Below are 24,443 nucleotides of genomic sequence, written 5' to 3'. Positions count from 1 at the left end.
TGTATAGATCGTCTAGCTCAGTCATAGTAATTTAGAGTTCAATAATAACGAATTACAATGAGTCAACAACACCCGATTATATGTCCTTACGATAAAAGCTCCACAGCGAGTGATGTGCTAACCGGTTTGGACTTACATGGAAAAACTGTTGTCGTTACCGGTGGTCATTCTGGTTTGGGACTAGCTACCAGTCGTGCCTTATCTGAGGCTGGCGCCCGCATTATTGTCGGAGCGAAAGATGTTCATGCTGCAAGAGCAACCTTCAATGGATTGCCAGGCTTCAATGGGTCATCTGGTATTGAGGTAGGCCAGCTGGATTTAGCCGATCTGAATAGTGTGCGGGCATTTGCAAATACTATTCTGTTCAAAGAAAAGCATATTGATATCGTCATCAACAGTGCTGGTATCATGGCTTGTCCTGAACGTCGTATAGGAAATGGTTGGGAATCGCAATTCGCCATCAACCACCTGGGACATTTTGCGCTGGTTAATCATCTATGGCCTGCGTTAATTGGCGGTGCAAGAGTGATTGCCGTTTCGTCTGCCGGTCATCAGAATTCTGCCATCCGCTGGCATGATTTACATTTTAATGAAGGGTATGATAAATGGCAGGCCTATGGACAATCCAAAACTGCCAATGCATTATTTGCAGTTCACTTAGATGAATTGGGGAAAGACGTTGGTATCAGTGCATTTTCGCTTCATCCCGGAAAAATTTTCACGCCGCTTCAGCGATTCTTAACCAATGATGAAATGGTCAATAGGGGCTGGGTTGACCAGGAAGGAAAGGTGGTAGATCCGACTTTTAAAACGCCGGAACAGGGCGCTGCGACACAGGTATGGGCGGCCACTTCGCCATTGCTGGAAGGGCTTGGCGGGGTATATTGTGAGGACTGCAATATTGCGGACGTTTCAGTGGAAACGACTTTGACAGGTGTAAGACCGTATGCCATTGATCCTGAGCAGGCAAAGCGCCTTTGGGAGCTTTCTGCACAACTAACCGGGATGTAAGTGATGAAGGATTGGGAGGGTAATACCCTCTCAATGCTGTCGTTCTAAAACCTTGCGTCTCTTGTGAGCGCGTAATCTTCTAAGCCGAATTGTTTCCTGAAGAGGTCCTTTACTTTTATAACGATTGCTTGCTGATCGACGGAGGAAGGAGTACGCCTTATTTGATTATAGTTCTCCATAGCGATCTTTTCTGCCAGTTCTCTCACTGTTTTTATTGCAAGTTTGTTGCCCGGCATTATTGCAAGTGCAATGATGGCCATGGAAAGGATAATGCCTGCAAATCCGACCAGTATAGAACAGAACAGGGTAACGACGGATACAAGAAGTGCGAATCGACCTATGAATAACGGCCACCCTTTTCCGGGTTCAAGCAGCTGCACTTTAAAGCCTAAATGGGATTCAAATTTTTCGATCAGCTGATATCTTTGTTTGAGAGGGAATAATTCTTCCAGCGTGGTATTGGGACTCAATTTATGTTGATCATATAGTTGCCCCTCCATGATTGCCTTTCGGATTCTGTAGAATGCCTGTTGGGTGGTACAGTCATTGGTTTCTTTCTCTTCTAACTTGTTGACAATAAGGTCACAGAGATTACCGAATGTGGATACCCTGAGTAATTCTTCCTCATAAAAATGGATCCTGAAATAAGCTTCAATTTCCGGAATGAAGAAGGTAATATCATCCGGATCAATGTTTACCAGCTCAAAAGTTTCAGGTTCTTTTGTCTTAAACATATCATAGGTATTTGGACCCTAAAAGTAAACTTTTTGTATCAGTGATGTATCATGATTGTCGTCCTGTTTTTGTATACTTGTTTTATGTTCAACCCGTCAAGAAGAAATAGGAATATCGGTACTAAAAAGCAGGGCCATGGTCAGGCTAATAAGCTGACTATTCCCCGTAGTCCAGACCTGAAGGGCTTTTATGAACGTCTGGGGAATTATACGAAACATGAGGTGGCCATCAATGGGAATGAGCTCCTGTTTGTAGTAGAAGAAACAAGATCTGATTCACAGCATGCCTGTTCTATTGAAGATATTACAACATTAATTGAGCACATTACTCCTGAAGATTGTAAAGGTCTGAAATTCATCATACTCCGTCAGCCCAAAAGAAAGGAAAATATACTATCTCCTGTATGGGGACGGCTGATGTATTCGTATGAGTTTGAAAAGAATTACGGGCCTGCTATTATTCTGGAAGCTGCCGATTATACAAAGCCACTGAAATGGGCCAGATCCCTTGCGTTAAATGATCAAAAAGAAATAAACCGGCTCAAAGAAGATGGACATCCTTTCGTAGACGATGGCAGGTCGCTGACGGCAGAGTTGACACCGGAGCATGTGCGGAACACACAATTATATAGGAGCCTGCCGCATGAAATAGGGCATTATGTACATTACCTGACAGTGGTGGAGCGCCCTGGAAATGAGGATGAAGGCTATGATGCATGGGATCAACGATGGGGGCTATATAGAAGCATACCTGCCAGCGAACGGGAGGAATTCGCACACAGGTACGCTACTCAATTAAAAAACGAATTGACTGAAATGCAGATCATCCCATTCACAACAAAGATCAGGGAGTCGCATTCGGACACAGAAAATCCCTAACAGATGAATGTCTGCGCTGGCTGGCGTTGTCCCTAAATTTTTCCATTTTACGATGTATGCATTTTTGTACACTTACGGTGGTATACCAGTTCTTTTGAATAACGATCCGCCCGCTGTCTGTAATTCTACCGGAGTAGCCAGCGTCGTGGCGGTGTTTGGTGTGGTGTTGATATGGCTTTATGTTAATTTAAAGCCAGGTACATTCAGAAGCATAGGTTGTTGATAATAAATAATTCACAAAGCAACATAAGAATTTTAGATTTAAAAATTAAACATATACATGGTTGGTATTATAGTCGAGCTGATCATTTCATGGTTATTACTCTGGTTTTTTGAAAAGAAACATCTCACTGTTTTGGGTATCGGTATTCAACCCAAAAGAATGCGGGACCTGGGGTATGGATTACTGGGAGCGGCTATTTGCTGTACGGTGTATCATATGCTCACTACCATTCATTGGAGGCTTCATAAAATGATTTCAATAAATGTAATCTGGTGGGTATTAAAATCAGTTTTATTTGAAGAGCTGGCATTCAGAGGTGCTTTGCTCTATATTGCTATCAGGAAACTAGGCATCACCAAGGCATGTATATTATCTGCATTATGCTTTGGTATCTATCACATCTTTTCTTATGAAGTATATGGTAATCCGGGTACGGCTTTATTGGTGTTGGTGATTACCGGTATAATCGGTTTAACGCTGGCGTATGCTTTTGCAAATACGCAAACCATGTATTTACCCATAGGATTACACTTAGGATGGAACCTTATCAATATTCTTGTTTTTTCGGAAGGACCATTGGGAAAGCAGTCATTCGTCAAAGGCAGTAGTGCAGGATTAACAGGAATTCCTTCTTTGCTGGTATTCTTATTACAGATCTTTGCATTGCCACTTTTTACTGCATGGTATTTGAAGAAATTTTATAAAAAGGTTAAGCTATAATTTGTTCCTTGAACCCCGTTTTGAATATACTTGTGAAAGTACTGTAGTATTTTATGTTCTATAGATTTGTTATTCTGCTTTGCATTGTTTGTTTATAGCGCAAACAGGAGACGAAAATATTTAGCCTTGCCCATTATCATTTTTGATCATATTATTCTTTGTAGCAACGGGTGTTTTAAGGCTTCTTAAAATAAGCCATGAATCGGACAAGAAAACCGATAATATGGCATGTTACTTGGGCATTTCCCAATCTAATTTCGAAGTAACTTTAGTTATCACAAAAAAGCTAAACAAAACTGCAATATGAGTAAGATTATAGTTAAAGACGGTACAGAGATTTATTACAAAGATTGGGGTACCGGACAGCCAATTGTATTTCATCATGGTTGGCCTTTATCTTCTGATGACTGGGATCTACAAATGCTGTTCTTCGTTGAACAAGGCTACAGAGTCATTGCACATGACCGCAGAGGGCATGGCCGTTCTACACAGACAGCTACCGGCAATGAAATGGATACTTATGTAGAAGATGTGGCAGAACTGACCAAAGCACTGGATCTGAAAAATGCGATTCACATTGGCCACTCTACCGGAGGTGGTGAAGTGATCCGCTATGTGGCTAAACATGGTGGTAACGGTCGTGTGGCGAAAGCAGTACTGATCAGTGCTGTAACGCCTATTATGGTGAAGACAGAGAGCAATCCTGATGGTGTTCCATTGTCTGTATTCGATGAAATTCGTGTAGGTACTGGTACTAACAGAGCACAGTATTTCCATGATTTCCCGACTCCGTTCTTTGGTTATAATCGTGAAGGTGCAGATGTAAAGCAGGGTGTGAAAGATAATTGGTGGCGTCAGGGTATGATGGGCGGTATCAAGGCTCATTATGACTGTATCAAGGCTTTTTCAGAAACTGATTTTACAGAAGATCTGAAGAGTGTAGAGGTGCCTGTGCTCGTAATGCATGGGGAAGATGATCAGATTGTACCTTACCAGATCACTGCTTTAAAGGCGGCTAAGTTGCTGAAGAATGGTAAGCTGATCACTTATCCGGGTTTCCCGCATGGTATGCCAACGACAGAAGCGGCGACTATTAATAAGGATCTATTAGAATTTATCAAGGGATAGTAGAAGAATCAAGTCCAATAGAAGAAGGCAATCAGAGATGGTTGCCTTTTTTTGTTTTAAGTATAGAAGGAGTATTGTAGCGAGCTTTTAGCAGTATAGAATGAGTATAGAACAAGTATAGAAATAGTATAGAAGAAGTATAGGATGAGTATAGAAATAGTATAGGATTACCACTTTTTGAAACGTTTTATTAGCCCTAGTACCAGGTTGATGGGATAAAGGAATTGAATGGCAATAATGGTTACCGCAATGATTCGTCCTATCTGTTGATAGGTGTTAACCTGTTCAAAGTTGGAGTATTGATAATAATGCCTAATGCCGGATAATTGGTATCGACCAAACAGAATAATTGCAGCAATGGAAATTATAATGCCCATGAGATGCCACCAAATAAGTTTATTGCTTAATAACCGATAGCTGAAGTGATAGATCATCCAGAAAAGCAAAAAGAATAGCGATAGGCCCCAGTAAATAGAAGGAACATTCATGACATAATAGGTATCATGTACATGAAAATCTACTGAGTTATTGAAATGAAAGAAGGATAAGACGAACAGAACGACTGCCATCAGCAAAAACAGATGATAAGGACGGGCAAGTAATTTTTTTATCAAAGGGTTAATTTTTATGTAATATACAGCATGGAATATATTTTAGAAAAGCCAATCTGGACTGAAGTGGATTTTGATAAAATGAACTGGCATGACGTGACCATATATGAGATGGCCATGACGGGAGATCTGGAACTGGATATAGATTATATTTTTAAATCTAATGAACCAGCGGTAAAAGGATTCAGGTTTACTTTCTGGATAGCTCCCTGTACGTTTGTGTTTAAGCAAATCAGGGAGTTAAGATTCGATATGGATGTAGTAAGGAGTGATGGGTTTCAGATTGATTATATTGAAAGATCCGGGCACAATTGGACGATCATTACACGTAATGGAGATATATCATTTATCAGTGACGGATTCGAAATGTTCGTGCGGCAACAACCTACTTTGCAATACCAGAAGTTGATCGGTATTGAAAGGGGTGGATATACACTGGAAAGGGTTACAGACCAGCCCAATCAATATTTGCAAACTGAGGGGTATATTGAAAAAAGAAAAAAGGATGCAGAGTTGTTTGGATATGCCCAAAAGCGCAAACAAAAGAAACTGGATATGGAGGCACTTGAAGAAAGGCGTTTGAATGGTGAGATCGATACTACGGAATTCCTGCGTTTAAAGAAAGAATTGTTGATGGCGATAGATGGTTATGGATATTGGTTGAAAGGAACGATGTTTGAAGATGCTTAATTTAGTTAACCAGTTTACAGATATCATTGATCACTATTTCATCGATAGCTGCTTCTGCTTCTTCGGGTGTCATGCCATTCATTCCCGTATCCCCTATTCTTGCCCCGAATACCGTCACCGCCCATTCGGCAATTTCTGGTTGAGTATCCGTATGCGCCAGTGTTGCTCTGCAGTTTTCCAGCTCCTGGATCACCTTTTCTTTACCATACCGCTCCACACATAGCCTGATATACATTTCATGGATTCTCGAGCTCCAGGATTCCACATTATCCAATTGTGGCTTTAATATATTGATAGCAGAATCGATGTCTTTGAGTTGCTCATTGGCATAAGCGCCCAGCATGGCGGTATTGACAGAAATCTGGCAATAATCGTTCATGTCTGAGGTTTCATAGAGCCGTTCTTCGAGTTCTGCCGGATAATTGATTACTATTTCCCTGAACGCATCCGTAGCGTCTTTTCCCTGTTTTTTTAATGCCTGTGCCCTCCTTGTGAGTACAATCAGCTTCGGAGGTGCATAGATCTCGAAATCATGCTGCATATAGGCGAAAATGCCTGTTTGGATGACGGTGGTATCCAAAGAATAGCTGATCGTCTCTACCGTATCGCCATGTACAATCACGGAATCACTCTGGTGGTATAGGTTTTCCAGCAGTTCATAATCGAAAGCAAACACTTCTTCCGGAGGGCTGGAAGTGTGTCCACAGGCTATGAGGATTCCAAAAAAAGGCAGCAGGTAGAGGAATTTCATGGCGCGAAGATAAAATCCCGGTTACATGTAACCGGGATTTTTTTATTTCATATAAAGCTTATCGAGGAAAAGATATCGTTCTCTGTCTGTTTCTTCTTTCAGTTCACTCTTTACATTGATATCCATGTAGTTGATACGCTTACTGTTTTTGGTGATGGGTTCCCATAATGGTAAGCCATTGCCATTGGGATTGCCGGTTTTGATGAAATTGGCGAAGTAATCCAGCATGGTAGCAGATACTTTGTAGTCATCAGCCGTCCAGGCATATACTTTATTGCTATAAAGATTACCCAGGGCATATTCGATTTCAGAAGCGTGCGATGCACCTACGGTAGGGTATTTAGGAGGCGCTGGTTTAGAGTTATCGCCTTTTTTTACACCTCCGGCAAGGCCAGGGGTGGCGTTACCCATTTTAGGAGTCATAGCCGGGCGGATACGTGAAAATATATACCGGTATACGGGTTGACCGCTGGTTTTGACCTGCAGATCTGCCCATTTCCAGGTGCTGTATACGATAAAGCGATCGCTGGCCAATGCGGTAGCAGAGCGAATGGTTTCTTCCTCGCTATTGGCAGGATATAGCTCCAGGATGCCGGAAGCTTTATCTCCGAATGTTTGGCTGACTAACTTTTTAAAGTTATCAGGCGAAGGCGCTTCTGCCTTCATAATCGCCTGAAAAGGTACTTCTGCGGAATTCCATCCTACCAGCAGGGGAACCTGTGCCTGCTCGCCTGCTTCGAAGATTTCAGGTAGTGAGCGGGGAATAAGATAGCCATCGATAGTTGCAGAGGAGTAAGGTGTGGCCACGGAGAATACAGAGTCCAGCAGTTTCTCTGCGGGAATAGCCCTGAGTTCATCCAGATTGTTGGCATTCATCTTTTCTGCGAATGAGGTACCATGTGCTTCTGCTTCTGCCAGTGGTACAGGGTACAATGTAGGGTTGATGGCAGCGCCGCTCTCCCCTATTGCGCCTGCTATGAGCCCTTTGGAGAGCGGAGAGGCCATGTGTACGGATACGGAGATAGAACCTGCAGATTCGCCTGCGATGGTCACTTTATTTGGATCGCCACCAAAGGCAGCGACATTGTCACGTACCCATTCCAGGGCGGCATGCTGATCGAGATAGCCGTAGTTACCGGAAGAGTGGTGAGGGGATTCCTGTGTCAGGTCAGGATGCGAGAAGAAGCCAAAGATACCGAGGCGGTAATTGACGGTAATGGCTACAATGCCTTTTTTCGCCATGCTGGCGCCATCGTAACGTGGTTCTGACCCATCGCCGGCAGCGAGGCCGCCGCCGTAGAAATAGACTAATACAGGTAGTTTTTCCTTACCTGTTTTGGACGGTGTCCATACATTGAGGTAGAGACAGTCCTCGCTCATGCCTGATGAGCGGAAAGACATATCGCCAAAGATGTTTTTCTGCATCGCATTGTGACCAAAGTGGTCTGCTTTGCGTATGCCTTTCCAGTTTTTAGCGGGTTGTGGCTCTTTCCATCTGAGAGGGCCGACAGGTGGCTGGGCATAAGGGATGCCTTTGAAGATTAGAATAGGTGATCCCGGTTCCCGTACTCCCTGAACGATACCATTGTGAATGGTGATCTGATCTTTTATCTGACTAAATGAATTCAGAGAGGCCAATTGTACCAGCACGCCTAGTGTCAAAAGAACTCTTTTCATATTGCTCGGGTTATAATGTAGATTTAATGTACGCAATTAATGAACGCGATTGTATGAAAATTTCTTGCCGGCGTATATGCTTTTTATGAGATAAAAAAAATCCTACTCCAATAGCTTGTATTGGCAGCAGTATACATTTTTTGGCAAAGGCCCTGAATACTGGCCCAATATCTTACAGGATATTGGTATCAGTATTCAGGCCATACACCATATAAGTAAATCTTATTTTAAAGGTGAAGTGAAATTACTTGCCCGATAAATTACTATCCAGACCACTTGGGGATAGGTAGAGTCCTATACCCTGAAGGCATTGGTACTCCACCGTTATCAACAAGACCTGCACCCCAGTGCATGCTTGTTGGCGCCAGCTTGGATCCATCAGTTGATCTGGGGTCAGATCCGGTCCTGGCAGTAATTTTATCAACTGTTTCGTTCCCAGCGAAACTAAGGTCTACATAAATAAAGTTAGTTAGGTAGATCATTATATTGAATTGATTAATGAACAATTTTATTCGCACAACTTGTACTTGCAAAAGCATGAGGCTTAGCCCGGAAGGTGAATCCCATTCCTGTGATATAACCCATCGCTTCTTTCAGCGCATCGTTACTTTTAAAAGCTGGATTCGTATTGATGTCAGCGTGTACTTCCATATCTACACTGTACTTAGTAAAGAGGTGACACAGTGAATAAGCAACTTCTATACTCTTGCCTACTTCTGCGAGCATCCTTTCCTTTATACTCATCCTGCGGATAGAAGAATCATGCAGTATATACATGAATCCACCTTTACCTTTCCTCAGGAAAACGATCACGGTGGCGAATTCCACGACCTTTCCCTTCTTCTGACTATCTGTACCTATACACACTTTCAGTGCATTGCCGTCGCCACTTTCGGCAGACAGTACTTTCTCAATTTCATCTTCGATGGGGCTTGTGATTTTCATACCATTGAGCCTTCTCCAGCTTCTTACAGTTTCCATGGCTACGTCATGTTTGTTGTTTGCGTTTTTTCTTTTTTACATTCTTGTTTGTTGGCCTGACTGGACTTGAACCAGTAACCGTTTGCGTATAAGGCAACCGCGCTAACCGTTGCGCCACAGGCCAATAAAAAAACCCGGCCGTTTGGTAACGACCGGGTTTTTTTAACTGAGCACATAATTGTTAATTATGTCCAGATATAACTAGGTCGTTGATATATTTCCGGCTCGCGCTCGCTATCATTTTCTTTACAATCATCACCAACTGGTGCACCAAATCCAATACTTCCACTTTTCCCAACTGTTGATATATGTGCATACGCTTCCCATATGCCTGATCTTTGTAGATCGGCTAGCATAAAGAATTGTATGGATATCAACTGCATTTGCATGCGCATTAATTTTTGTCGGTTTGTAAATGAAAAAAGCCCCGCAATTTCTTGCAGGGCTCTTGTTATATTGAATTAGTTGATTGTACTATTTCATGACATAACACTCCCCGCGGACGGTGCCGATCTTCAGACCGACTGTGTCTATATTTTTTAATACGAGGTACTGCATATGTGAATTGTTTAAATAATTTTGTCGATGCAAAGATGAAATAAATTTTTCATTCTACACAAATATTTCAAAAGTTTTTTTTAGCTTGAATTGCTTTCCTATAGCTAATTAACAGAAAATTCAATTGTTGTTGACCTTAAAATAGCAGAAAAAAAATGAGAATAATCATCGCAGAACAATTGTCAATGATTGAAAAAAGTCAGGGCGTAAAAATCATATATGCCTGTGAGTCAGGTAGTAGAGCATGGGGATTTGCGTCACCTGACAGTGACTACGATGTTCGATTTATTTACATCCGTCCGTTAAATGATTACCTAAGTATCGCTGACAGAAAAGATGTCATTGAATTACCGGTAAATGAAGTACTCGACATTGGGGGGTGGGATTTGCGCAAAGCTTTGCAACTTTTTTTGAAGTCAAATGCACCGTTATACGAATGGATACAATCACCTATATTGTATATCGCTAACGAAGAACTCAAGACTGAATTACTGACACTTGCGAATAAATATTTCTCTGAAAGAGCCGGCTGTCACCACTACATTTCCATGGCGAAAAATACATTTGAGAATGACTTACAGGGAGACCAGGTCCGGATCAAAAAGTATTTCTATGCACTACGACCTTTGCTGGCAGCAAAGTGGATTGTAGAAAAAGGACAGGTGCCTCCCATGGAATTTCATGTACTGAGAACGTTGATCACCGATGCGCAATGGCAACAAACCATCGATGCATTGCTGGTTCAAAAACAGGCAGCTGATGAGAGAACATTGATCTCACCTGTCATGGCTCTTCAACAATGGATAGCTGATACAATTCAATATTGTAATGATAAGACAGCCAACCTGCTGCCACTTAAGAACGATACGATTGAACTGGATGTGCTGTTTAGAAAATACATTCGTAACTATGACCTTTGAGCAATTAATGAATGAACCTCAACATCTGTTGTTGAAGGCCATCAGCGGCAGCCGCTCCCAACAATTGCATTCTGCCACTTCAGATACAGACCTGAAAGGAATTTATGTATTACCTCAGCAGGAGCTGTATGGTTTTACTTATACGCCACAGGTCTCCAATGCAACGAACGACGAAGTATATTTTGAAATAGGAAGATTCCTGGAATTATTACAAAAGAACAATCCTAATATCCTGGAATTACTGGGTACACCGGAAAGCTGTGTGCTGTTCAGACATCCGCTGATGGAACTGATTAAACCGTCAGCTTTTCTTTCGAAATTATGTAAGGATACTTTTGCTGGTTATGCCGCTTCGCAGATAAAAAAAGCGAAAGGGCTGAATAAAATGATCAACCGTCCTGCAGAAAAAGTGAGAAAGGGTGTACCTGAATTCTGTTACGTTATTGATGAAAATGGAAGTATTCCACTCGCTACATGGTTAGAAAAGTATCACTTTAAACAAGAAGATTGCGGATTGACCAGTGTACCACATTTTAGAGATGTATACTTAGTGTATCATCGGCAAGGGGGTACATTAAAAGGGATGATATCCGGCGAAGATGCCAATGATGTTCGTCTGAGCAGCATTCCGAAGGACCTCTCCCCTGTTGCCGTGATGCAGTTCAATAAAGATGGTTACTCCGTTTACTGCCGTGAATACAAAGAATACCTGGAATGGGTAGAGAACAGAAACGATGTGCGTTTTCAAAATACCCTTTCGCATGGTAAGAACTACGATGCAAAAAATATGATGCACACTTTTCGCCTGCTGAATATGGCGGAGGAAATTGCTGTACATAAAAAGATCATTGTAGAAAGACCGGACAGGGAGTTCCTCCTGAGAATAAAAAGTGGCGGCTTTGAGTACAACGATCTCCTGAATATGGTAGATGAAAAGCTGGACCGGATAGAACAACTCTACGAGCAGTCAGATCTGCCGGAGATGCCGGATGAAGCAAAGACGAATGAACTATTGATCACCATCAGAACACAATTCTATCAATAATGGATCATCGAACAGCTATTGCAAAGAAAGGGTTTACCGTTATCAATGACGTATTTGATACAGCTGCTGTAGTTGCATTGATTGCCTGTATAGAAGGTGCAGATAGTGTGAAAGATACTTTTCGCTGCCTTTTCGCTGGTCGGAAAGAGATAACCTACCAGGCTGATCGGCGACCTGGCAGGTCAGGGCGCCGATCAGATTTGAAGGAAAAGTAGAGAATGCCTGCGTAGTTGTCATAGGATAGATTGGAATAATCTCAAAATCGGGTTTTTATTAGGCATAGGAATCGTTCGCATTTAATACAACCAGCTTCTTTCCCGCAGCACTGTTTCCTTCTCGATACTGATCTCCTTAGCAAAAGGAGTCGCAGCATTGCTGCCATCAGTATTAATGTTACCCCGTATTCTGACGAGATAAGCATTTCGGCGCACGGTATTCGCATCAAAGGCGAATGTGAAAGATTTGGTTGGAGTTGAATACCCAGGTTGAAGCAGTTTACAATTTTCTGAAAGCTCAGTGAATGTAGTAGCTCCATTTCCAGGATTACAGTCGCTGACTGTGACAGAAAGTAGCGGAATGGTTTTAGATGTGTCTCCCGCTGGTGTAAGACTTACTTCCAGGTTTTTCAGCAAGGCGGATTCGTGTACATCTTCAAAATTAATATTCACCCGCACTTCCTGGTTGGCATTGATCATGAATTCCGGCTGTACTGACAGGTGTCTACCAACTGTGGTGTATGCTGCTTCCCTGTCATATACTATGATTGTGTCGAATTTGTAGGCAAGTAAAACATAGCCTCCAATAGCCAGGGCCAAGATTACTAGTGCTATACTGCCGTACCTGATCATGATGTAAAAGTAGTGCGGATTACGATCCCTGAGAATCCCTGAAAACAGGGGTTTTGTTTTTCAGAGATGTAAGTGGTTGATTATTAGTATTGTTTGGGGTTAGGTCAGAGCGGCTTAAAAAAGCCACTCCTAAACTAAAAGACACAAATTGTAAAAATGTCCTAATGGACGAAAAGCCGTAAAAGTTCGTATTGTCGTTATTGTTAAATCGACAATACAAATGTCTATGTCTACTGCGCAGTTTTTTTGCGCAATTAATTTTTTTTCCTACTTTTTGAAAAAATATCCCGGAAATGCCTGCTAATAAGAATGCTTTAATCCGATATAAAACCATTGACGCCTGCTTAAGAAACCGCCGGAGGAAGTGGACCCTGGAAGACCTGATAGATGCTGTATCTGATGCGCTGTACGATTATGAAGGTATCGACAAGGGCATTAGCCGTCGCTCCGTGCAGGCGGATATTCAAACTATGCGTAGTGACAAACTGGGATATAATGCTCCGATCATAGTAGTGAGTAAGAAGTATTATACATACGAAGATGCTGACTATAGCATCACAAATATTCCACTGAGTGAACAGGATCTGGGCAGAATGAATGAAGCGGTGGAAATCCTGAAACAGTTTAAAGGCTTCTCTCATTTCACGAATCTGAATGAAGTGGTACAGAAACTGGAAGACCACGTTTACTCCGCAGCGAACCAGACTGAATCAGTGATCGATTTTGAAAAAAATGAAAGACTGAAAGGACTGGAACACCTGGAGATTATATATCAATCCATCATTCAGCAAAAAGCGGTCACCATTACTTACCAATCGTTCAAGGCCAGAGCAGAAAGTACCTTCGAATTCCATGTATGGTGGCTAAAGGAGTTTAAAAACAGGTGGTTTGCAGTAGGGGTGAAAAACAAAACTGCACAAATTCAGAACCTGGCCCTGGACAGAATTGAATCAATCTGCTTTTGTCCGGAAGCGCTCTATGTAGAAAATGGCCGTATATCACCTGCCGAGTTTTACCATGACGTAGTCGGGGTGACGGTTTCCAATGAAAAAAGTGCTAAGAATGTAAAACTATTTGTTAGCCAGGAACATGCGCCTTATATTGCTACTAAACCCATGCACCATTCCCAGGAAATTCTTGAACACAGAGCGGATGGAATTGTTATTAAAATCAAGGTACAGCTGAACCTGGAACTTGAAAGAGAAATTCTTGGTTATGGAGATGGAATGAGGGTGTTAGCACCTGAAGGTCTCAGAAAGCGCATATATTGGAAGTTTAAAAATGGAATAACCGGTTATGATGAGGAAGATAAAGAAGCCAGCGCAGCTTCGTAGAAAACTGTAGTGCTCAGGAGTGACCATACTCTCCTACCCAATTCCACAAAATTGAACGAATGAAGTGTAAGATCATCTCGCTGTTTTTGCTCATGCATTATGGGCTGCTCCACGCCTTCCCCCAAAATGACAGCTTGCTGGAACGGTTAAACCATACTATCGAACAGGCTGCTGTGTATGATGCAGACAAACTCAGGCAGATCAATGCGCTGAGAGCTGAATTAATAAGTACTCATTCCCTTTCCCTTCGGGAACAGTTTGATATCTGCCAGCAGCTATATGAGCAGTTCAAAGTTTTTAAATTCGATTCTGCATTCGCGTACGCCCAGCAATTAAAATCCCTGGCGGAAAAGATGAAAGATTCCAGCCGGATCAATTATGCGGGTGTTAAACTGGGATTTGTGCTTTTGTCGTCGGGTATGTTTAAAGAAACCGGCGATTACCTGGCGGTGATTGATGTGCATAAATTGCCTGATAGCGCCAGGGCAGAATACTACGCATTGAAGAGCCGTTATTATTATGACCTTACGGATTATAGCAGCGACCGATATTTTGCACCCGGTTATACCCAGCTGGGAGGTGCCTGTATAGATTCCGCACTGGTACTTTTTAAACCCCATAGTTTCAGTTACGACTATAATTATGGATTGATGTATCAGAAAGCAGGTAACCTGGATAGTGCGGCCTATTATTATCGGTTAGCGGTGGCCCATACAGATCTGACAGTACACCAAACTGCGATTGCCACTTCCTCTCTGGGAAACATTTTTATTCGTACCGGCAAAAAGGATAGTGCTATCATTATGATGGCTATTGCTGCCATGGCAGATATTAAATCCAGTACCAAGGAAACTACTGCCATGTTTATTCTGGCGAGTCTCCTTTTTAAAGAACAGGATGTAAAGAATGCCTCGCGGTACATAGAATATGCTGTCACCGATGCCTCGTTTTACGGCGCCCGTCTCAGAAAAGTGCAGCTAAGTGCCATTGTTCCCATCATCGAGGGGGAAAAAATCAATACGGTAGAAGGACAGAAAAAAATGCTGTTCGTATACGCCACTATCGTTACGCTTCTCCTCCTGGTGCTGGTATGGCTGGCTATCATTATACTCAAGCAGTATAAAAAGTTGCAATCTGCCCAACAGGCCATTACTACAGCTCATGCCGTACAACAGGAAATTAACGAGAAACTGATGGAGGCGAATAAAATCAAAGAAGAATATATCGGTTATTGCTTCCAGATCAACTCTGCTTACCTCGACAAAATTAAGAAGTTCAAAAAACTGGCCGACCAGAAATTGTCGGATAATAAATATAGCGAGGTCAAGTACCTGGTAAATAATATAGACCTGAAGGATGAAAGGGAACAATTGTTCAGAAACTTTGACAGGATTTTCCTCCGCATCTTCCCCAACTTCGTCACCGTATTTAATTCCTTTTTTAAAGAAGAAGACCAGATCAGATTAAAAGAAGATGAATTGCTCAATACAGATCTTCGTATTTTTGCCTTAATAAGGATAGGCATCAATGACAATGTAAAAATTGCCCAGATTCTGGAGTACTCTGTTAACACGATTTACACCTATAAAACCAAGATCAAGAACAAGGCAATCATCCCAAAAGAGGAGTTTGAAGAGCGGCTAATGGACATAAAAGCACTGTAATAACCATTATATATATAAATTCATAATTTGTTTGTAAGTGATTGACTATTAACTAATTTGTTATGAAAGAAAACCTGTTTTAAATATTATTTTCTATATCAGGGCCATATAAATTGCCCACCTGTTCAATCCGATTTATTTTGAATCATCAACCAAAGCCTGTGTTGTAGTTTATTGTAAACTGTAGTGACCCGGACGCGCAGCATTTTTTTAATTCCAGTTATGAAAGATCCAGTTGTGATGACAGTCCTGTAACGGACTGAAACTTGTCTTTCTCATTTTTTTAATGGACCTAAGTACGTCAGCATGCCTGACCGTACACTCCATTCATTTCATTTTTCTATACGGCATCAATATTCCACAAACCAATAAAAACTGATCCATGACCAATCTCCTGTTTTGTAAGGTGCGGCTATTATGCTCGTTATTACTGCTAGTAGCAGGCATAGCCAGCGCCCAGAACCGGCCCGTCACCGGTAAAATAACAGACGAAAATGGCAACCCCGTTCCAGGTGCTACCGTTCAGGTAAAAGGTACGAGCACAGGTACTGCTGCCACTGTAGATGGTACTTTTAAATTAAGTGTTCCCCCCAATGCGAACACGCTTGTTATTTCCTTCATCGGTTATGTAAACCAGGAAGTGAGCATCGCCGGAAAATCTGAATTCTCCATTTCACTGGTACCTACCAGCACTACCCTCACCGATGTGGTGGTAGTAGGTTATGGTACTACCCGCAAAAAGGACCTGACAGGTTCGGTTGTCTCGATCAAATCGGCCGATTTTAACAAGGGGATCGTCACCGCCCCCGATCAGCTGATCCAGGGTAAGGTAGCCGGCCTCATGGTCATGAATAACAGTGGTGCACCAGGTGGCGCCACTACTGTAAGAATTCGTGGTAACTCCTCTGTAAGAACCGGTAACCAACCGCTATATGTGGTAGATGGTATGCCGCTGGATGGTCGTACCGCCAAACCATCTGTGAATGCAAATGGTTTAGGTCAGACCCCGGATGCCAACCCGCTTAATTTTATCAACTCCTTCGATATCCAATCCATGGATGTATTGAAAGATGCATCTGCTACCGCCATCTATGGTGCCAGAGGTGCCAATGGCGTGGTGATCATTACTACAAAGAAGGGACAGTCCGGGCCTCCAAAACTGGATGTCAATTACTCCGCTGGTGCCAGCAGTATTCTGAAAAAACTGGATGTACTGGATGCCGCAGGGTACAGAGCAGCACTGAAACAATATAACCTCACTTCCGGCGATGAGGGCAGCAATGTAGATGCCATGAACAGCATTCTCCGTACAGGTGTCACTCACAATGTGAATGTGGGTCTTAGCGGTGGAAATGATAATGGCGTATACCGTGCTTCTTTTGGTATGCTGGATCAACAGGGTATCGTAAAGAAAACCGGTCTGAAAAAGTATACTGCCAATCTGAATGGCCAGTTTAAATTACTGGACAACCAGCGAATAGGTATCGACTACTCTATTCAGGCTGCACATACCACGGAACAGATTGCGCCAATTACAAATGACGCCGGTTTTACCGGTAGCCTTATCGGTCAGGCATTGCAATGGAACCCTACCCTGGCGCTTCGTAAGGCAGATGGTTCCTTTAACATATTGGGAGCCGGTTCAGCCATCAACCCGGAGGCAATGTCCGCCGCTTATGATGATGTGGTGAATGTGAACAGCATTCTGGCGAACCTCTCTCCTTATATCAAAATCACCAACGACCTGGAATACCGTTTTGTTTATAGCATCAACCATCAGGTGGGTGAAAGGGAAACGCAGATTGCTTCCTTTATTAATATCACTGGTGTACAGGATAACGGGCAGGCTTATTATGGAACCAATACCCTGACATCCCAGTTGTTCACCCACACCCTGAACTATAATAAACAGGTGACGAAAGCCCTGTTCGTTAGCGCTGTAGTCGGTTATGAAAGCCAGCAGTTTAACTACAAAGGCCGTAGTATGGGTGGTTTAGGTTTTACCACCGATGAGCTGAAGTATGTAGATATCCTGCAGAATCCTACTCAGACCAATACATTCATTTCTTCCTTTAGAAATCCGAAGTCAGAACTGCAATCCTACTTTGGCAGGGTTAACCTGAACTTCTTTGACAAATACCTGCTGACCGCTACCCTGAGAGCAGATGGTTCCAGCAAGTTCGGGGAGAACAATAAATATGGTTACTTTCCTTCTTTCGCCGCTAAATGGAATATCGCCAATGAGTCTTTCCTGAAAGATAATAAGACCATCAACCAGCTGGCACTGCGCGTAGGTTGGGGTATCACCGGTAACCAGGAGTTCCCTGCAGGTGCTGCACAGGAACAATATACCCTCAACGCCAATGGAGGCGCCAGTCTGAGTAATGTGGCCAATCCTAATCTGAAATGGGAAAGCTCAAAACAGCTGAATGCCGGTATTGACTATGCATTCTTCAACGGCAGATTGTATGGTAGCGTCGACTACTTCAATAAGAATACTACTAACCTGCTATTCAACTTCCCTGCTATTCAGCCGGCACCAGCATCCAATTACTGGATCAACCTGCCTGCCAACGTGATCAACAAAGGGTTTGAAATCGTAATTCGTGGCGATGTGGTAGCGACTAAAGATTTCACGTGGGATCTGGGGGTGAATGCCACTTTCCTGACCAACGAGCTGAGAAACTACGATGGCCCTCCGGTACTGACTGGCTCCATCAGCGGGCAAGGTGTGTCTAACGCTTATGCTCAGCGCCTGGTGAACAACATGCCATTGAACTCTTTTTATGTAAGACAGTTCGAAGGCTTTGATGACAATGGCCAGGGTATATACAAGGATAATGGTAACAGCATGTACTTCCTGGGGCAACCTAACCCCAAGACCATGATGGGTATCATCACCTCCGTGAATTATAAAAGCTGGACACTCGGTGCGAATATGCACGGTGCTTTCGGATTCGATATCTATAATAACACTGCCAATACAGTGTTGCCTATCGGCAACCTGGGATCCAGGAATATCGCCGCAAAACTGGTGGGTACCAAAGAGGCATTGTCCAACCCCATCACGGTATCCAGCCGTTACCTTGAAAAAGGCAATTTCATGAAAATGGATAACATCACCCTCAGTTATAAAATCGGGAACATCGGAAAGGTGATCAAGGGCGCTTCTGTTTACTTAACAGGTCAGAACCTCTTTATCATTACCAAATACACCGGATTTGACCCTGAAGTAAATACGGATAAAAACATCAACGGGGTTACATCTCTGGGTATTGAATACTCACCTTATCCAACAGCCAGGAGCTTCCTCGCTGGTATCAATTTCTCGTTATAAATCACTGACCAAAAATTACTGACATGCGATCCAAAATAGCATATATCATATTAGTACTTGTAATAGGTGGAATGGCGTCCTGTACGAAACTGGATGAAAAATTAGGTTCCACATTAACCAAGTCTCAGGCAGATTCTGTGATCAAAGTGGCTGCACTATTGGTGACAGCTTACGATGGACTTCAGTTGCCTTTTCAGGACCAATCCAACTATTGGGCCTTATGCGAAATGACAGCTGACGAAGCCGTGGCGCCTACCCGCGGTGGTGACTGGGATGATAATGGGGTATGGCGGGCATTGAAACTACACAACTGGAATTCGGACCATACCTTCATTAGTAATGCATTTACGAATATTCTTCAGTTGCAGTTCCTGGCTACGAACGTGCTAAACTTCAAGCCCAGCGATGCACAGGCGGCAGAGGCCCGTTTTCTGCGTGCATTTTCGATGTTTGCGACCCTTGATGGATGGGGACAGGTACCTTTCCGTAACCCGGGCGATACTTTGCTGAATGCACCTAAAGTGTTGAAGGCAGACGAAGCAACAGACTATCTCATCAGTGAGCTGGAAGCGATCATTCCAACACTGTCTGACAGTGCACAGGCTTATACCGCCAATAAAAATGCTGCAAGGGCATTGCTCATGAAAGTTTATCTGAACAGAGGAGCGTTTCTGAACAGACAATCACCCACCTTTGATGCGGCGGATATGCAAAAGGTGATTACATTGGCAGATCAGATTATTGCATCGGGTAAGTATAGCCTGGCCAATAATTTCTTTTCCAATTTCGCTTACAATAATGATATAATCGGTACAGAAAATATCTTTACCCAGCGCAATGGACCTGGCTATAGTACTGCCAGAAGTGGTAACTCTTCTTTTTGCCGCTGGGCCCCTACTCTGCACTATAATCAGGATCCAAGCGGATGGAATGGCTTCACGACTATCTCAGATTTCTATGATAAGTTTGAGGCCACCGATACCCGCAGAGGTGGCAGCTATGCTGGTGTGACTGATGTAACAGGTCTGAAAGTAGGCTTCCTGCTTGGGCAACAATATGGGGCCGGTGGTGTAGCGCTTGAAGATAGAAAGGGTCATGCACTCATCTTTACAAGAGAACTGAAATTGCAGGAAACAGATCAGGCGACCCTGGAAGTGTCCGGTATCCGTGTGGTGAAATATCCGCCAGACCTGACTTCCAAAGAATCAAGGAATAGTAATAACGCGAGCAATGACTATGTGTTTCTGCGTTATGCAGATGTATTGCTCATGAAAGCAGAAGCAATGCTGCGCACTGGCGATGCAGCAGGTGGATTGTTAGTAGTGAATGACCTGCGAGTAAAACGTGGTGCTTCTGCATTTACAGAATTGACCCTCGATAACCTGATTGACGAAAGAGGCCGTGAAATGTACTGGGAAGGCTGGCGCAGAGAGGATCTGATCCGCTTTGGTAAATTCCTCGATACATGGCAGCTGAAACCTGCTGACGATCCTAAATATTTGTTATTCCCTATTCCCACCAGCGACCTTTCGGTTAATAAGAACCTGGTTCAGAACACAGGTTATTAATCACATACATCAGCTGACGGATCTGTCGCCGTCGGCTGATGTTGTTAAAGTCATCATATGAACAGATTAGTTTGGATTGCTATGGTAGTGTTGACGACACTATCAGGCAGCAGGGCGCTCTTTGCCCAGAATGGTGTCGTGAATGCAGGCGATGTAAAACAGGTACGCATTGGGAAAGGCCAGGTGAACCTTACTACTACACATGCTTATGTACAGATAAGTGTATACAATGATAGCGTGATCAGGGTAAGAATGGACCGGCAGCCGCTGGGGGATGATTTTTCTTATGCGGTTATGGCCCATCCATCTCCCGGGTCAGCGACTATCAAAGAAGCGAATGACCAGATCAACATTACCACCACACTCATACAAGCCCGTGTGAGTAAACGGCCTTTCTCCATTTCTTTTTATACCCCGGATGGTCAGCCCATCAACGAAGAAGAAAGCGGATTAACGACTTCATGGGTGGATAATACAGTAACAGCGTACAGGAAAATGCAGCCAGAAGAGCGCTTTATCGGATTGGGAGAAAAGAACGGACCACTGGATAGAGCAGGTACTGCGTATACAAACTGGAACTCCGATGTATTTGGTTATAGAACGGATCAGGATCCGCTTTACAGCACTATTCCTTTTTACATAGGTATTCATCATGGGTTGGATTATGGGATCTTCCTGGATAATATGTACCAGTCGGATTTCAATTTCGGCGCCAGTAATAATCGTTTTTCATCCTTTGCAGCGAGAGGGGGTGAAATGAATTATTACTTTATTCATGCACCTTCTGTAGCGGGTATTATACAAGCTTATACAGGGTTGACAGGTAGAATACATATGCCGCCATTGTGGAGCCTGGGTTATCAGCAGAACCGATATAGCTATTATCCCGATCAGGAGGTGTTACGTATTGCACAGACACTGAGAGAAAAGAAAATACCGGCAGATGGGATTACACTGGATATTCATTATATGGATGCTTATAAACTGTTTACATGGGATAAAAATCGTTTTCCTGATCCGGCAGGATTGATCAGTAAACTAAAGCAGCAGGGATTTCAACTCACTGTTATCAATGACCCTGGAATCAAAGTGGAGAAAGGTTATGCCGCCTATGAAAGTGGTGTGCAGGAAAATGTGTTCATCAAGTATGTAGATGGACAATTGTATACAGGGCAGGTATGGCCTGGTTGGTGCCACTTTTCTGATTTTACGAGTGAGAAAGGACGTAACTGGTGGAAGCAGCAATTGAAGTCATATGTAGATGTAGGCGTAGCCGGGTTTTGGAATGATATGAATGAAATCGCGACCTGGGGACAAAAGATGCCGGATAATGTGTTGTTTGATTTTGATGGTCATGGCACAACACACAGGCAGGCGCACAATGTATATGGATTGGAAATGGTGAGGGCAAGTTATGAAGGCGCGCGGGGGGCAATGAATAAACGGCCGTTCATACTCACAAGGGCCGGGTATGCGGGTTTACAGCGCTATTCAGCTATCTGGACTGGTGATAACAGGGCTGAAGATGATCATATGCTGGCAGGAGTACGTATCATGAATAGCCTTGGCATAAGTGGTGTACCGTTTACAGGAATGGATATCGGTGGTTTTACTGGCAATGCGGGAGTTGGTCTTTATACACGATGGATGCAGCTGGGTGCTTTCCTGCCTTATTTCAGGAATCATACAGCTGTCAATACTAAATCGGCAGAGCCATGGGCATTTGGAGAAGAAGCGCTGGAGGTATCGCGGAATTATATCAATCTGCGCTATCGGTTATTGCCATATATCTATAGTGTGTTTTATGAAGCGATGGAGACGGGTATGCCGGTGATGCGTTCATTGGCTATCAATTACACGCAGGATGCGCGTGTGTATGACAGCCGTTTCCAGCAACAGTTTCAGTTGGGTAATGCATTTATGATTGCGCCTTTTGAAAGTACCCAGCAGTATGGAGAAATCTATTTTCCACAGGGTGGCTGGTATGATCTGTATACAGATGAACAGATAGCAGGTGGGCAGATAAAGATCAATACATTGGGGATGCATGAGCTACCAGTATATGTAAAGGCAGGCAGTATAGTACCGATGCAATCACTGGTACAGACTACGGCGGAGCGGCCGAATGATACGTTGTACCTGCATGTGTATAAAGGGGATACTGCCAATGCGATTGTTTATTATGAAGATGATGGGCAGACATATGATTATGAAAAGGGTGGTTATTACAAGCGAACAATACGCTATGATCACCAGCTGATCCTTGACGAGGCAACAGGCAGCTACACGTCAAAGTTTAGTAATATCAGCCTTATACTGCATGGGTTTGGGCCATTGCAGCAGGTGAAAGTCAATGGTGGGGTACAACCTATATTATCTTCCGGCATCAGTTTCCTCTCTCCTATTTCCCGTTTTGATCCACAGGGTGGGTATGCCACAACAGCTGTTTGCCAGGTGCAGGCACTGAGCATAAAAAATAGTGCGGATAGGATTGTGGTGGAATTTTGATGCAGCCTGTTACCCGGTTGGGGGTAGGTATTGGTTGCCTCCACCGGGACCAGGCAAGATTACAGGCTGGCTGGTTTGAACCAGCCGGCCTTCTTTTCTTAAAATGGTTTTCATGCCTGTTGGTGAATTCTCTCTTTCATGAATTTTTATATTTAAGAATGAACAAGGTGAACACTAACATAGAAGAATGAACGAAATGGCGTGAGGAAAACCTAAAAGTATGATGTAAATTCGAGTTGTACAATTGATAATAGTTAACCACAACCTATGTTAAGATGACACAGCTTATTCATTTATATACAAGATTTCCATTACCACATTATTTGCCAAAACAGCGCTTCAAAAGAGTGTTGCTCTCAATGTTATGTTTTTCAGAGCGGTAAATTTCTCATAGGGTATAGTAGAAATATGAAACCCGGGAATTATTACTGATACCTGGTCTTTAACTTTTGGGGAGTTGAAGAGAGGGGGAGTATTGTCGTCTACTATCTCTGCTTGAAGAGAGGGGGAGTATTGTCACCTGCTGTCTTTGAGCGCAGAGAGGGTTGAATAGCTGTCTCCTTTCTTTGAGTGAAGAGAGGGGCGAGTATTACCGTCTACTTTCTTCAGCAAAAATTTTGATTTTGGGTTCATACATAGATGTTTTCATAACGGGTTATTAATAGTACCCACTATTAACAACAGCTTATAATGCATACCCCGGGATTCATTCCTGAAACCCGGTATCTTATTGAATTATATTCGATCGTATGGGTGATCTAATAATAGTGATATTAAAAAATTAGGGGATAATTCATATGTGTAACCGGATGCTAATCCTGGTAGCCGGATTTTTTTAAAAGCAGTATTCATAAAAAATATTTCGATGAACATATACAATCTCATCTCATTAAAAAATCCTTGTTCCATTCCTGGTTTAAGGAGGTGTCTATATACAAGTCATAAGTAACAAATCGAGGACCAAACACGCAGGAACTATTCCTGGTTCCTGATTCAATTTATCCAATAAGAAAAAAAGAATTATTACCTGCTATTATTGAAATGTTACATATACAACGGCTCATGTTTAGCTTAACTCAGCAAAGACCAATCCTGGTCTTTGAATATACAAACATGTTTTTCATTGACGCATAAAAAACCGGGGACCTGCAAAGATCCCCGGTCTTTTTACTCAATGGTTCGGTAATAATTAAGCGGCCATGGATCGAATATTTAGGTACTTTGAGTATAGTTTTCTTATTGAAGTTGTTTATACT

The 24,443-nt window shown here is 42.9% G+C and carries 20 protein-coding genes and 1 tRNA gene; 13 read left to right on the top strand and 8 right to left on the bottom strand.

Translation table 11 applies throughout. The features are described 5' to 3' along the window. Nucleotides 1-57 precede the first annotated feature (57 nt). A complete protein-coding gene (locus BW716_RS30425; RefSeq protein ID WP_083729846.1) occupies nucleotides 58-1,011 on the top strand; it encodes an SDR family NAD(P)-dependent oxidoreductase in 954 nt (317 codons plus the stop codon). A 44-nt stretch (nucleotides 1,012-1,055) separates the two neighbouring features. On the opposite strand, the gene BW716_RS30420 is transcribed toward BW716_RS30425, so the two are convergent. Then, a complete protein-coding gene (locus BW716_RS30420; protein WP_083729845.1) occupies nucleotides 1,056-1,745 on the bottom strand; it encodes a hypothetical protein in 690 nt (229 codons plus the stop codon). Between the two features lie 84 nt (nucleotides 1,746-1,829). Between BW716_RS30420 and BW716_RS30415 the strand changes: the two genes are divergently transcribed. The 3 genes from BW716_RS30415 to BW716_RS30405 all read left to right on the top strand — a co-directional run bounded on the left by BW716_RS30415 (nucleotide 1,830) and on the right by BW716_RS30405 (nucleotide 4,695). Further along, nucleotides 1,830-2,624, top strand: coding sequence for a hypothetical protein (locus BW716_RS30415; RefSeq protein ID WP_083729844.1), 795 nt, complete (start codon nucleotides 1,830-1,832; stop codon nucleotides 2,622-2,624). A gap of 280 nt (nucleotides 2,625-2,904) precedes the next feature. Further along, a complete protein-coding gene (locus BW716_RS30410; RefSeq protein WP_083729843.1) occupies nucleotides 2,905-3,567 on the top strand; it encodes a CPBP family intramembrane glutamic endopeptidase in 663 nt (220 codons plus the stop codon). A gap of 303 nt (nucleotides 3,568-3,870) precedes the next feature. After that, a complete protein-coding gene (locus BW716_RS30405; RefSeq protein WP_083729842.1) occupies nucleotides 3,871-4,695 on the top strand; it encodes an alpha/beta fold hydrolase in 825 nt (274 codons plus the stop codon). Between the two features lie 167 nt (nucleotides 4,696-4,862). Here BW716_RS30405 and BW716_RS30400 read toward each other — a convergent pair whose 3' ends face one another. Next, entirely contained in the window at nucleotides 4,863-5,309 is a 447-nt protein-coding gene (locus BW716_RS30400; RefSeq protein ID WP_143709129.1) for a hypothetical protein, read from the bottom strand. A 27-nt stretch (nucleotides 5,310-5,336) separates the two neighbouring features. On the opposite strand from BW716_RS30400, the gene BW716_RS30395 reads away from it, so the two are divergent. Beyond that, nucleotides 5,337-5,996, top strand: coding sequence for a hypothetical protein (locus BW716_RS30395; RefSeq protein WP_083729840.1), 660 nt, complete (start codon nucleotides 5,337-5,339; stop codon nucleotides 5,994-5,996). Between the two features lies 1 nt (nucleotide 5,997). Here BW716_RS30395 and BW716_RS30390 read toward each other — a convergent pair whose 3' ends face one another. The 5 genes from BW716_RS30390 to BW716_RS37155 form a co-directional block, all read right to left on the bottom strand. Then, a complete protein-coding gene (locus BW716_RS30390; protein ID WP_083729839.1) occupies nucleotides 5,998-6,747 on the bottom strand; it encodes a hypothetical protein in 750 nt (249 codons plus the stop codon). A gap of 42 nt (nucleotides 6,748-6,789) precedes the next feature. Then, nucleotides 6,790-8,424: a carboxylesterase/lipase family protein gene (locus BW716_RS30385; protein WP_083729838.1), complete on the bottom strand. Its 1,635-nt coding sequence runs from the start codon at nucleotides 8,422-8,424 to the stop codon at nucleotides 6,790-6,792. A gap of 495 nt (nucleotides 8,425-8,919) precedes the next feature. Then, the gene (locus tag BW716_RS30375) at nucleotides 8,920-9,405 is read right to left on the bottom strand and encodes a ribonuclease H-like YkuK family protein (RefSeq protein WP_083729836.1); all 486 of its coding nucleotides are present in this window, start codon (nucleotides 9,403-9,405) and stop codon (nucleotides 8,920-8,922) included. A 51-nt stretch (nucleotides 9,406-9,456) separates the two neighbouring features. Further along, nucleotides 9,457-9,529: transfer RNA gene (locus BW716_RS30370), tRNA-Ile, on the bottom strand. Between the two features lie 61 nt (nucleotides 9,530-9,590). Continuing rightward, on the bottom strand, nucleotides 9,591-9,761 hold the full coding sequence (locus BW716_RS37155; protein ID WP_179091338.1) for a hypothetical protein: 171 nt from the start codon (nucleotides 9,759-9,761) through the stop codon (nucleotides 9,591-9,593). A gap of 357 nt (nucleotides 9,762-10,118) precedes the next feature. Here BW716_RS37155 and BW716_RS30360 point away from each other — a divergent pair, with 357 nt between their 5' ends. From BW716_RS30360 to BW716_RS30350, 3 genes are read left to right on the top strand one after another with little or no spacing between them, the layout of a single operon-like run. Then, nucleotides 10,119-10,883 (top strand): nucleotidyltransferase domain-containing protein, encoded by a 765-nt coding sequence (locus BW716_RS30360; protein ID WP_083729834.1) that lies wholly within the window; start codon nucleotides 10,119-10,121, stop codon nucleotides 10,881-10,883. Continuing rightward, nucleotides 10,873-11,928, top strand: a complete 1,056-nt coding sequence (locus BW716_RS30355; RefSeq protein WP_083729833.1) for a nucleotidyltransferase domain-containing protein — start codon at nucleotides 10,873-10,875, stop codon at nucleotides 11,926-11,928. Before BW716_RS30360 ends, BW716_RS30355 begins: the two co-directional genes overlap by 11 nt. Beyond that, nucleotides 11,928-12,143, top strand: coding sequence for a hypothetical protein (locus tag BW716_RS30350; RefSeq protein ID WP_083729832.1), 216 nt, complete (start codon nucleotides 11,928-11,930; stop codon nucleotides 12,141-12,143). Before BW716_RS30355 ends, BW716_RS30350 begins: the two co-directional genes overlap by 1 nt. A gap of 81 nt (nucleotides 12,144-12,224) precedes the next feature. On the opposite strand, the gene BW716_RS30345 is transcribed toward BW716_RS30350, so the two are convergent. Further along, nucleotides 12,225-12,776, bottom strand: coding sequence for a hypothetical protein (locus BW716_RS30345; protein WP_083729831.1), 552 nt, complete (start codon nucleotides 12,774-12,776; stop codon nucleotides 12,225-12,227). A gap of 293 nt (nucleotides 12,777-13,069) precedes the next feature. Here BW716_RS30345 and BW716_RS30340 point away from each other — a divergent pair, with 293 nt between their 5' ends. The 5 genes from BW716_RS30340 (at nucleotide 13,070) to BW716_RS30320 (ending at nucleotide 23,187) form a co-directional block, all read left to right on the top strand. Continuing rightward, nucleotides 13,070-14,110 (top strand): YafY family protein, encoded by a 1,041-nt coding sequence (locus BW716_RS30340; RefSeq protein ID WP_083729830.1) that lies wholly within the window; start codon nucleotides 13,070-13,072, stop codon nucleotides 14,108-14,110. A 59-nt stretch (nucleotides 14,111-14,169) separates the two neighbouring features. Then, nucleotides 14,170-15,774: a DUF6377 domain-containing protein gene (locus BW716_RS30335; protein ID WP_083729829.1), complete on the top strand. Its 1,605-nt coding sequence runs from the start codon at nucleotides 14,170-14,172 to the stop codon at nucleotides 15,772-15,774. 382 nt (nucleotides 15,775-16,156) lie between these two features. Then, complete coding sequence (locus BW716_RS30330; RefSeq protein WP_083729828.1) at nucleotides 16,157-19,111, top strand: SusC/RagA family TonB-linked outer membrane protein; 2,955 nt, start codon at nucleotides 16,157-16,159, stop codon at nucleotides 19,109-19,111. Nucleotides 19,112-19,134: 23 nt separating this feature from the next. Further along, nucleotides 19,135-20,679 carry a RagB/SusD family nutrient uptake outer membrane protein gene (locus tag BW716_RS30325; protein WP_083729827.1) on the top strand — a complete coding sequence of 515 codons (1,545 nt, stop codon included), beginning with the start codon at nucleotides 19,135-19,137 and terminating at the stop codon, nucleotides 20,677-20,679. Between the two features lie 57 nt (nucleotides 20,680-20,736). Beyond that, a complete protein-coding gene (locus BW716_RS30320) occupies nucleotides 20,737-23,187 on the top strand; it encodes a TIM-barrel domain-containing protein (protein ID WP_083729826.1) in 2,451 nt (816 codons plus the stop codon). Nucleotides 23,188-24,443 lie beyond the last annotated feature (1,256 nt).

Source organism: [Flexibacter] sp. ATCC 35208, assembly GCF_001975825.1.
GTDB lineage: Bacteria > Bacteroidota > Bacteroidia > Chitinophagales > Chitinophagaceae > Chitinophaga.
The sequence above is the reverse complement of the archived record's forward strand: the minus strand, read 5'-3'. Positions and strand labels throughout refer to the sequence as shown.

Bases quoted from the DNA above. Each gene is read 5' to 3' on its own strand.
- BW716_RS30425 (WP_083729846.1), top strand. From the start codon at position 58: ATGAGTCAACAACACCCGATTATATGTCCTTACGATAAAAGCTCCACA.
- BW716_RS30420 (WP_083729845.1), bottom strand. From the start codon at position 1,745: ATGTTTAAGACAAAAGAACCTGAAACTTTTGAGCTGGTAAACATTGAT.
- BW716_RS30415 (WP_083729844.1), top strand. From the start codon at position 1,830: ATGTTCAACCCGTCAAGAAGAAATAGGAATATCGGTACTAAAAAGCAG.
- BW716_RS30410 (WP_083729843.1), top strand. From the start codon at position 2,905: ATGGTTGGTATTATAGTCGAGCTGATCATTTCATGGTTATTACTCTGG.
- BW716_RS30405 (WP_083729842.1), top strand. From the start codon at position 3,871: ATGAGTAAGATTATAGTTAAAGACGGTACAGAGATTTATTACAAAGAT.
- BW716_RS30395 (WP_083729840.1), top strand. From the start codon at position 5,337: ATGGAATATATTTTAGAAAAGCCAATCTGGACTGAAGTGGATTTTGAT.
- BW716_RS30390 (WP_083729839.1), bottom strand. From the start codon at position 6,747: ATGAAATTCCTCTACCTGCTGCCTTTTTTTGGAATCCTCATAGCCTGT.
- BW716_RS30385 (WP_083729838.1), bottom strand. From the start codon at position 8,424: ATGAAAAGAGTTCTTTTGACACTAGGCGTGCTGGTACAATTGGCCTCT.
- BW716_RS30375 (WP_083729836.1), bottom strand. From the start codon at position 9,405: ATGGAAACTGTAAGAAGCTGGAGAAGGCTCAATGGTATGAAAATCACA.
- BW716_RS37155 (WP_179091338.1), bottom strand. From the start codon at position 9,761: ATGCTAGCCGATCTACAAAGATCAGGCATATGGGAAGCGTATGCACAT.
- BW716_RS30360 (WP_083729834.1), top strand. From the start codon at position 10,119: ATGAGAATAATCATCGCAGAACAATTGTCAATGATTGAAAAAAGTCAG.
- BW716_RS30355 (WP_083729833.1), top strand. From the start codon at position 10,873: ATGACCTTTGAGCAATTAATGAATGAACCTCAACATCTGTTGTTGAAG.
- BW716_RS30350 (WP_083729832.1), top strand. From the start codon at position 11,928: ATGGATCATCGAACAGCTATTGCAAAGAAAGGGTTTACCGTTATCAAT.
- BW716_RS30345 (WP_083729831.1), bottom strand. From the start codon at position 12,776: ATGATCAGGTACGGCAGTATAGCACTAGTAATCTTGGCCCTGGCTATT.
- BW716_RS30340 (WP_083729830.1), top strand. From the start codon at position 13,070: ATGCCTGCTAATAAGAATGCTTTAATCCGATATAAAACCATTGACGCC.
- BW716_RS30335 (WP_083729829.1), top strand. From the start codon at position 14,170: ATGAAGTGTAAGATCATCTCGCTGTTTTTGCTCATGCATTATGGGCTG.
- BW716_RS30330 (WP_083729828.1), top strand. From the start codon at position 16,157: ATGACCAATCTCCTGTTTTGTAAGGTGCGGCTATTATGCTCGTTATTA.
- BW716_RS30325 (WP_083729827.1), top strand. From the start codon at position 19,135: ATGCGATCCAAAATAGCATATATCATATTAGTACTTGTAATAGGTGGA.
- BW716_RS30320 (WP_083729826.1), top strand. From the start codon at position 20,737: ATGAACAGATTAGTTTGGATTGCTATGGTAGTGTTGACGACACTATCA.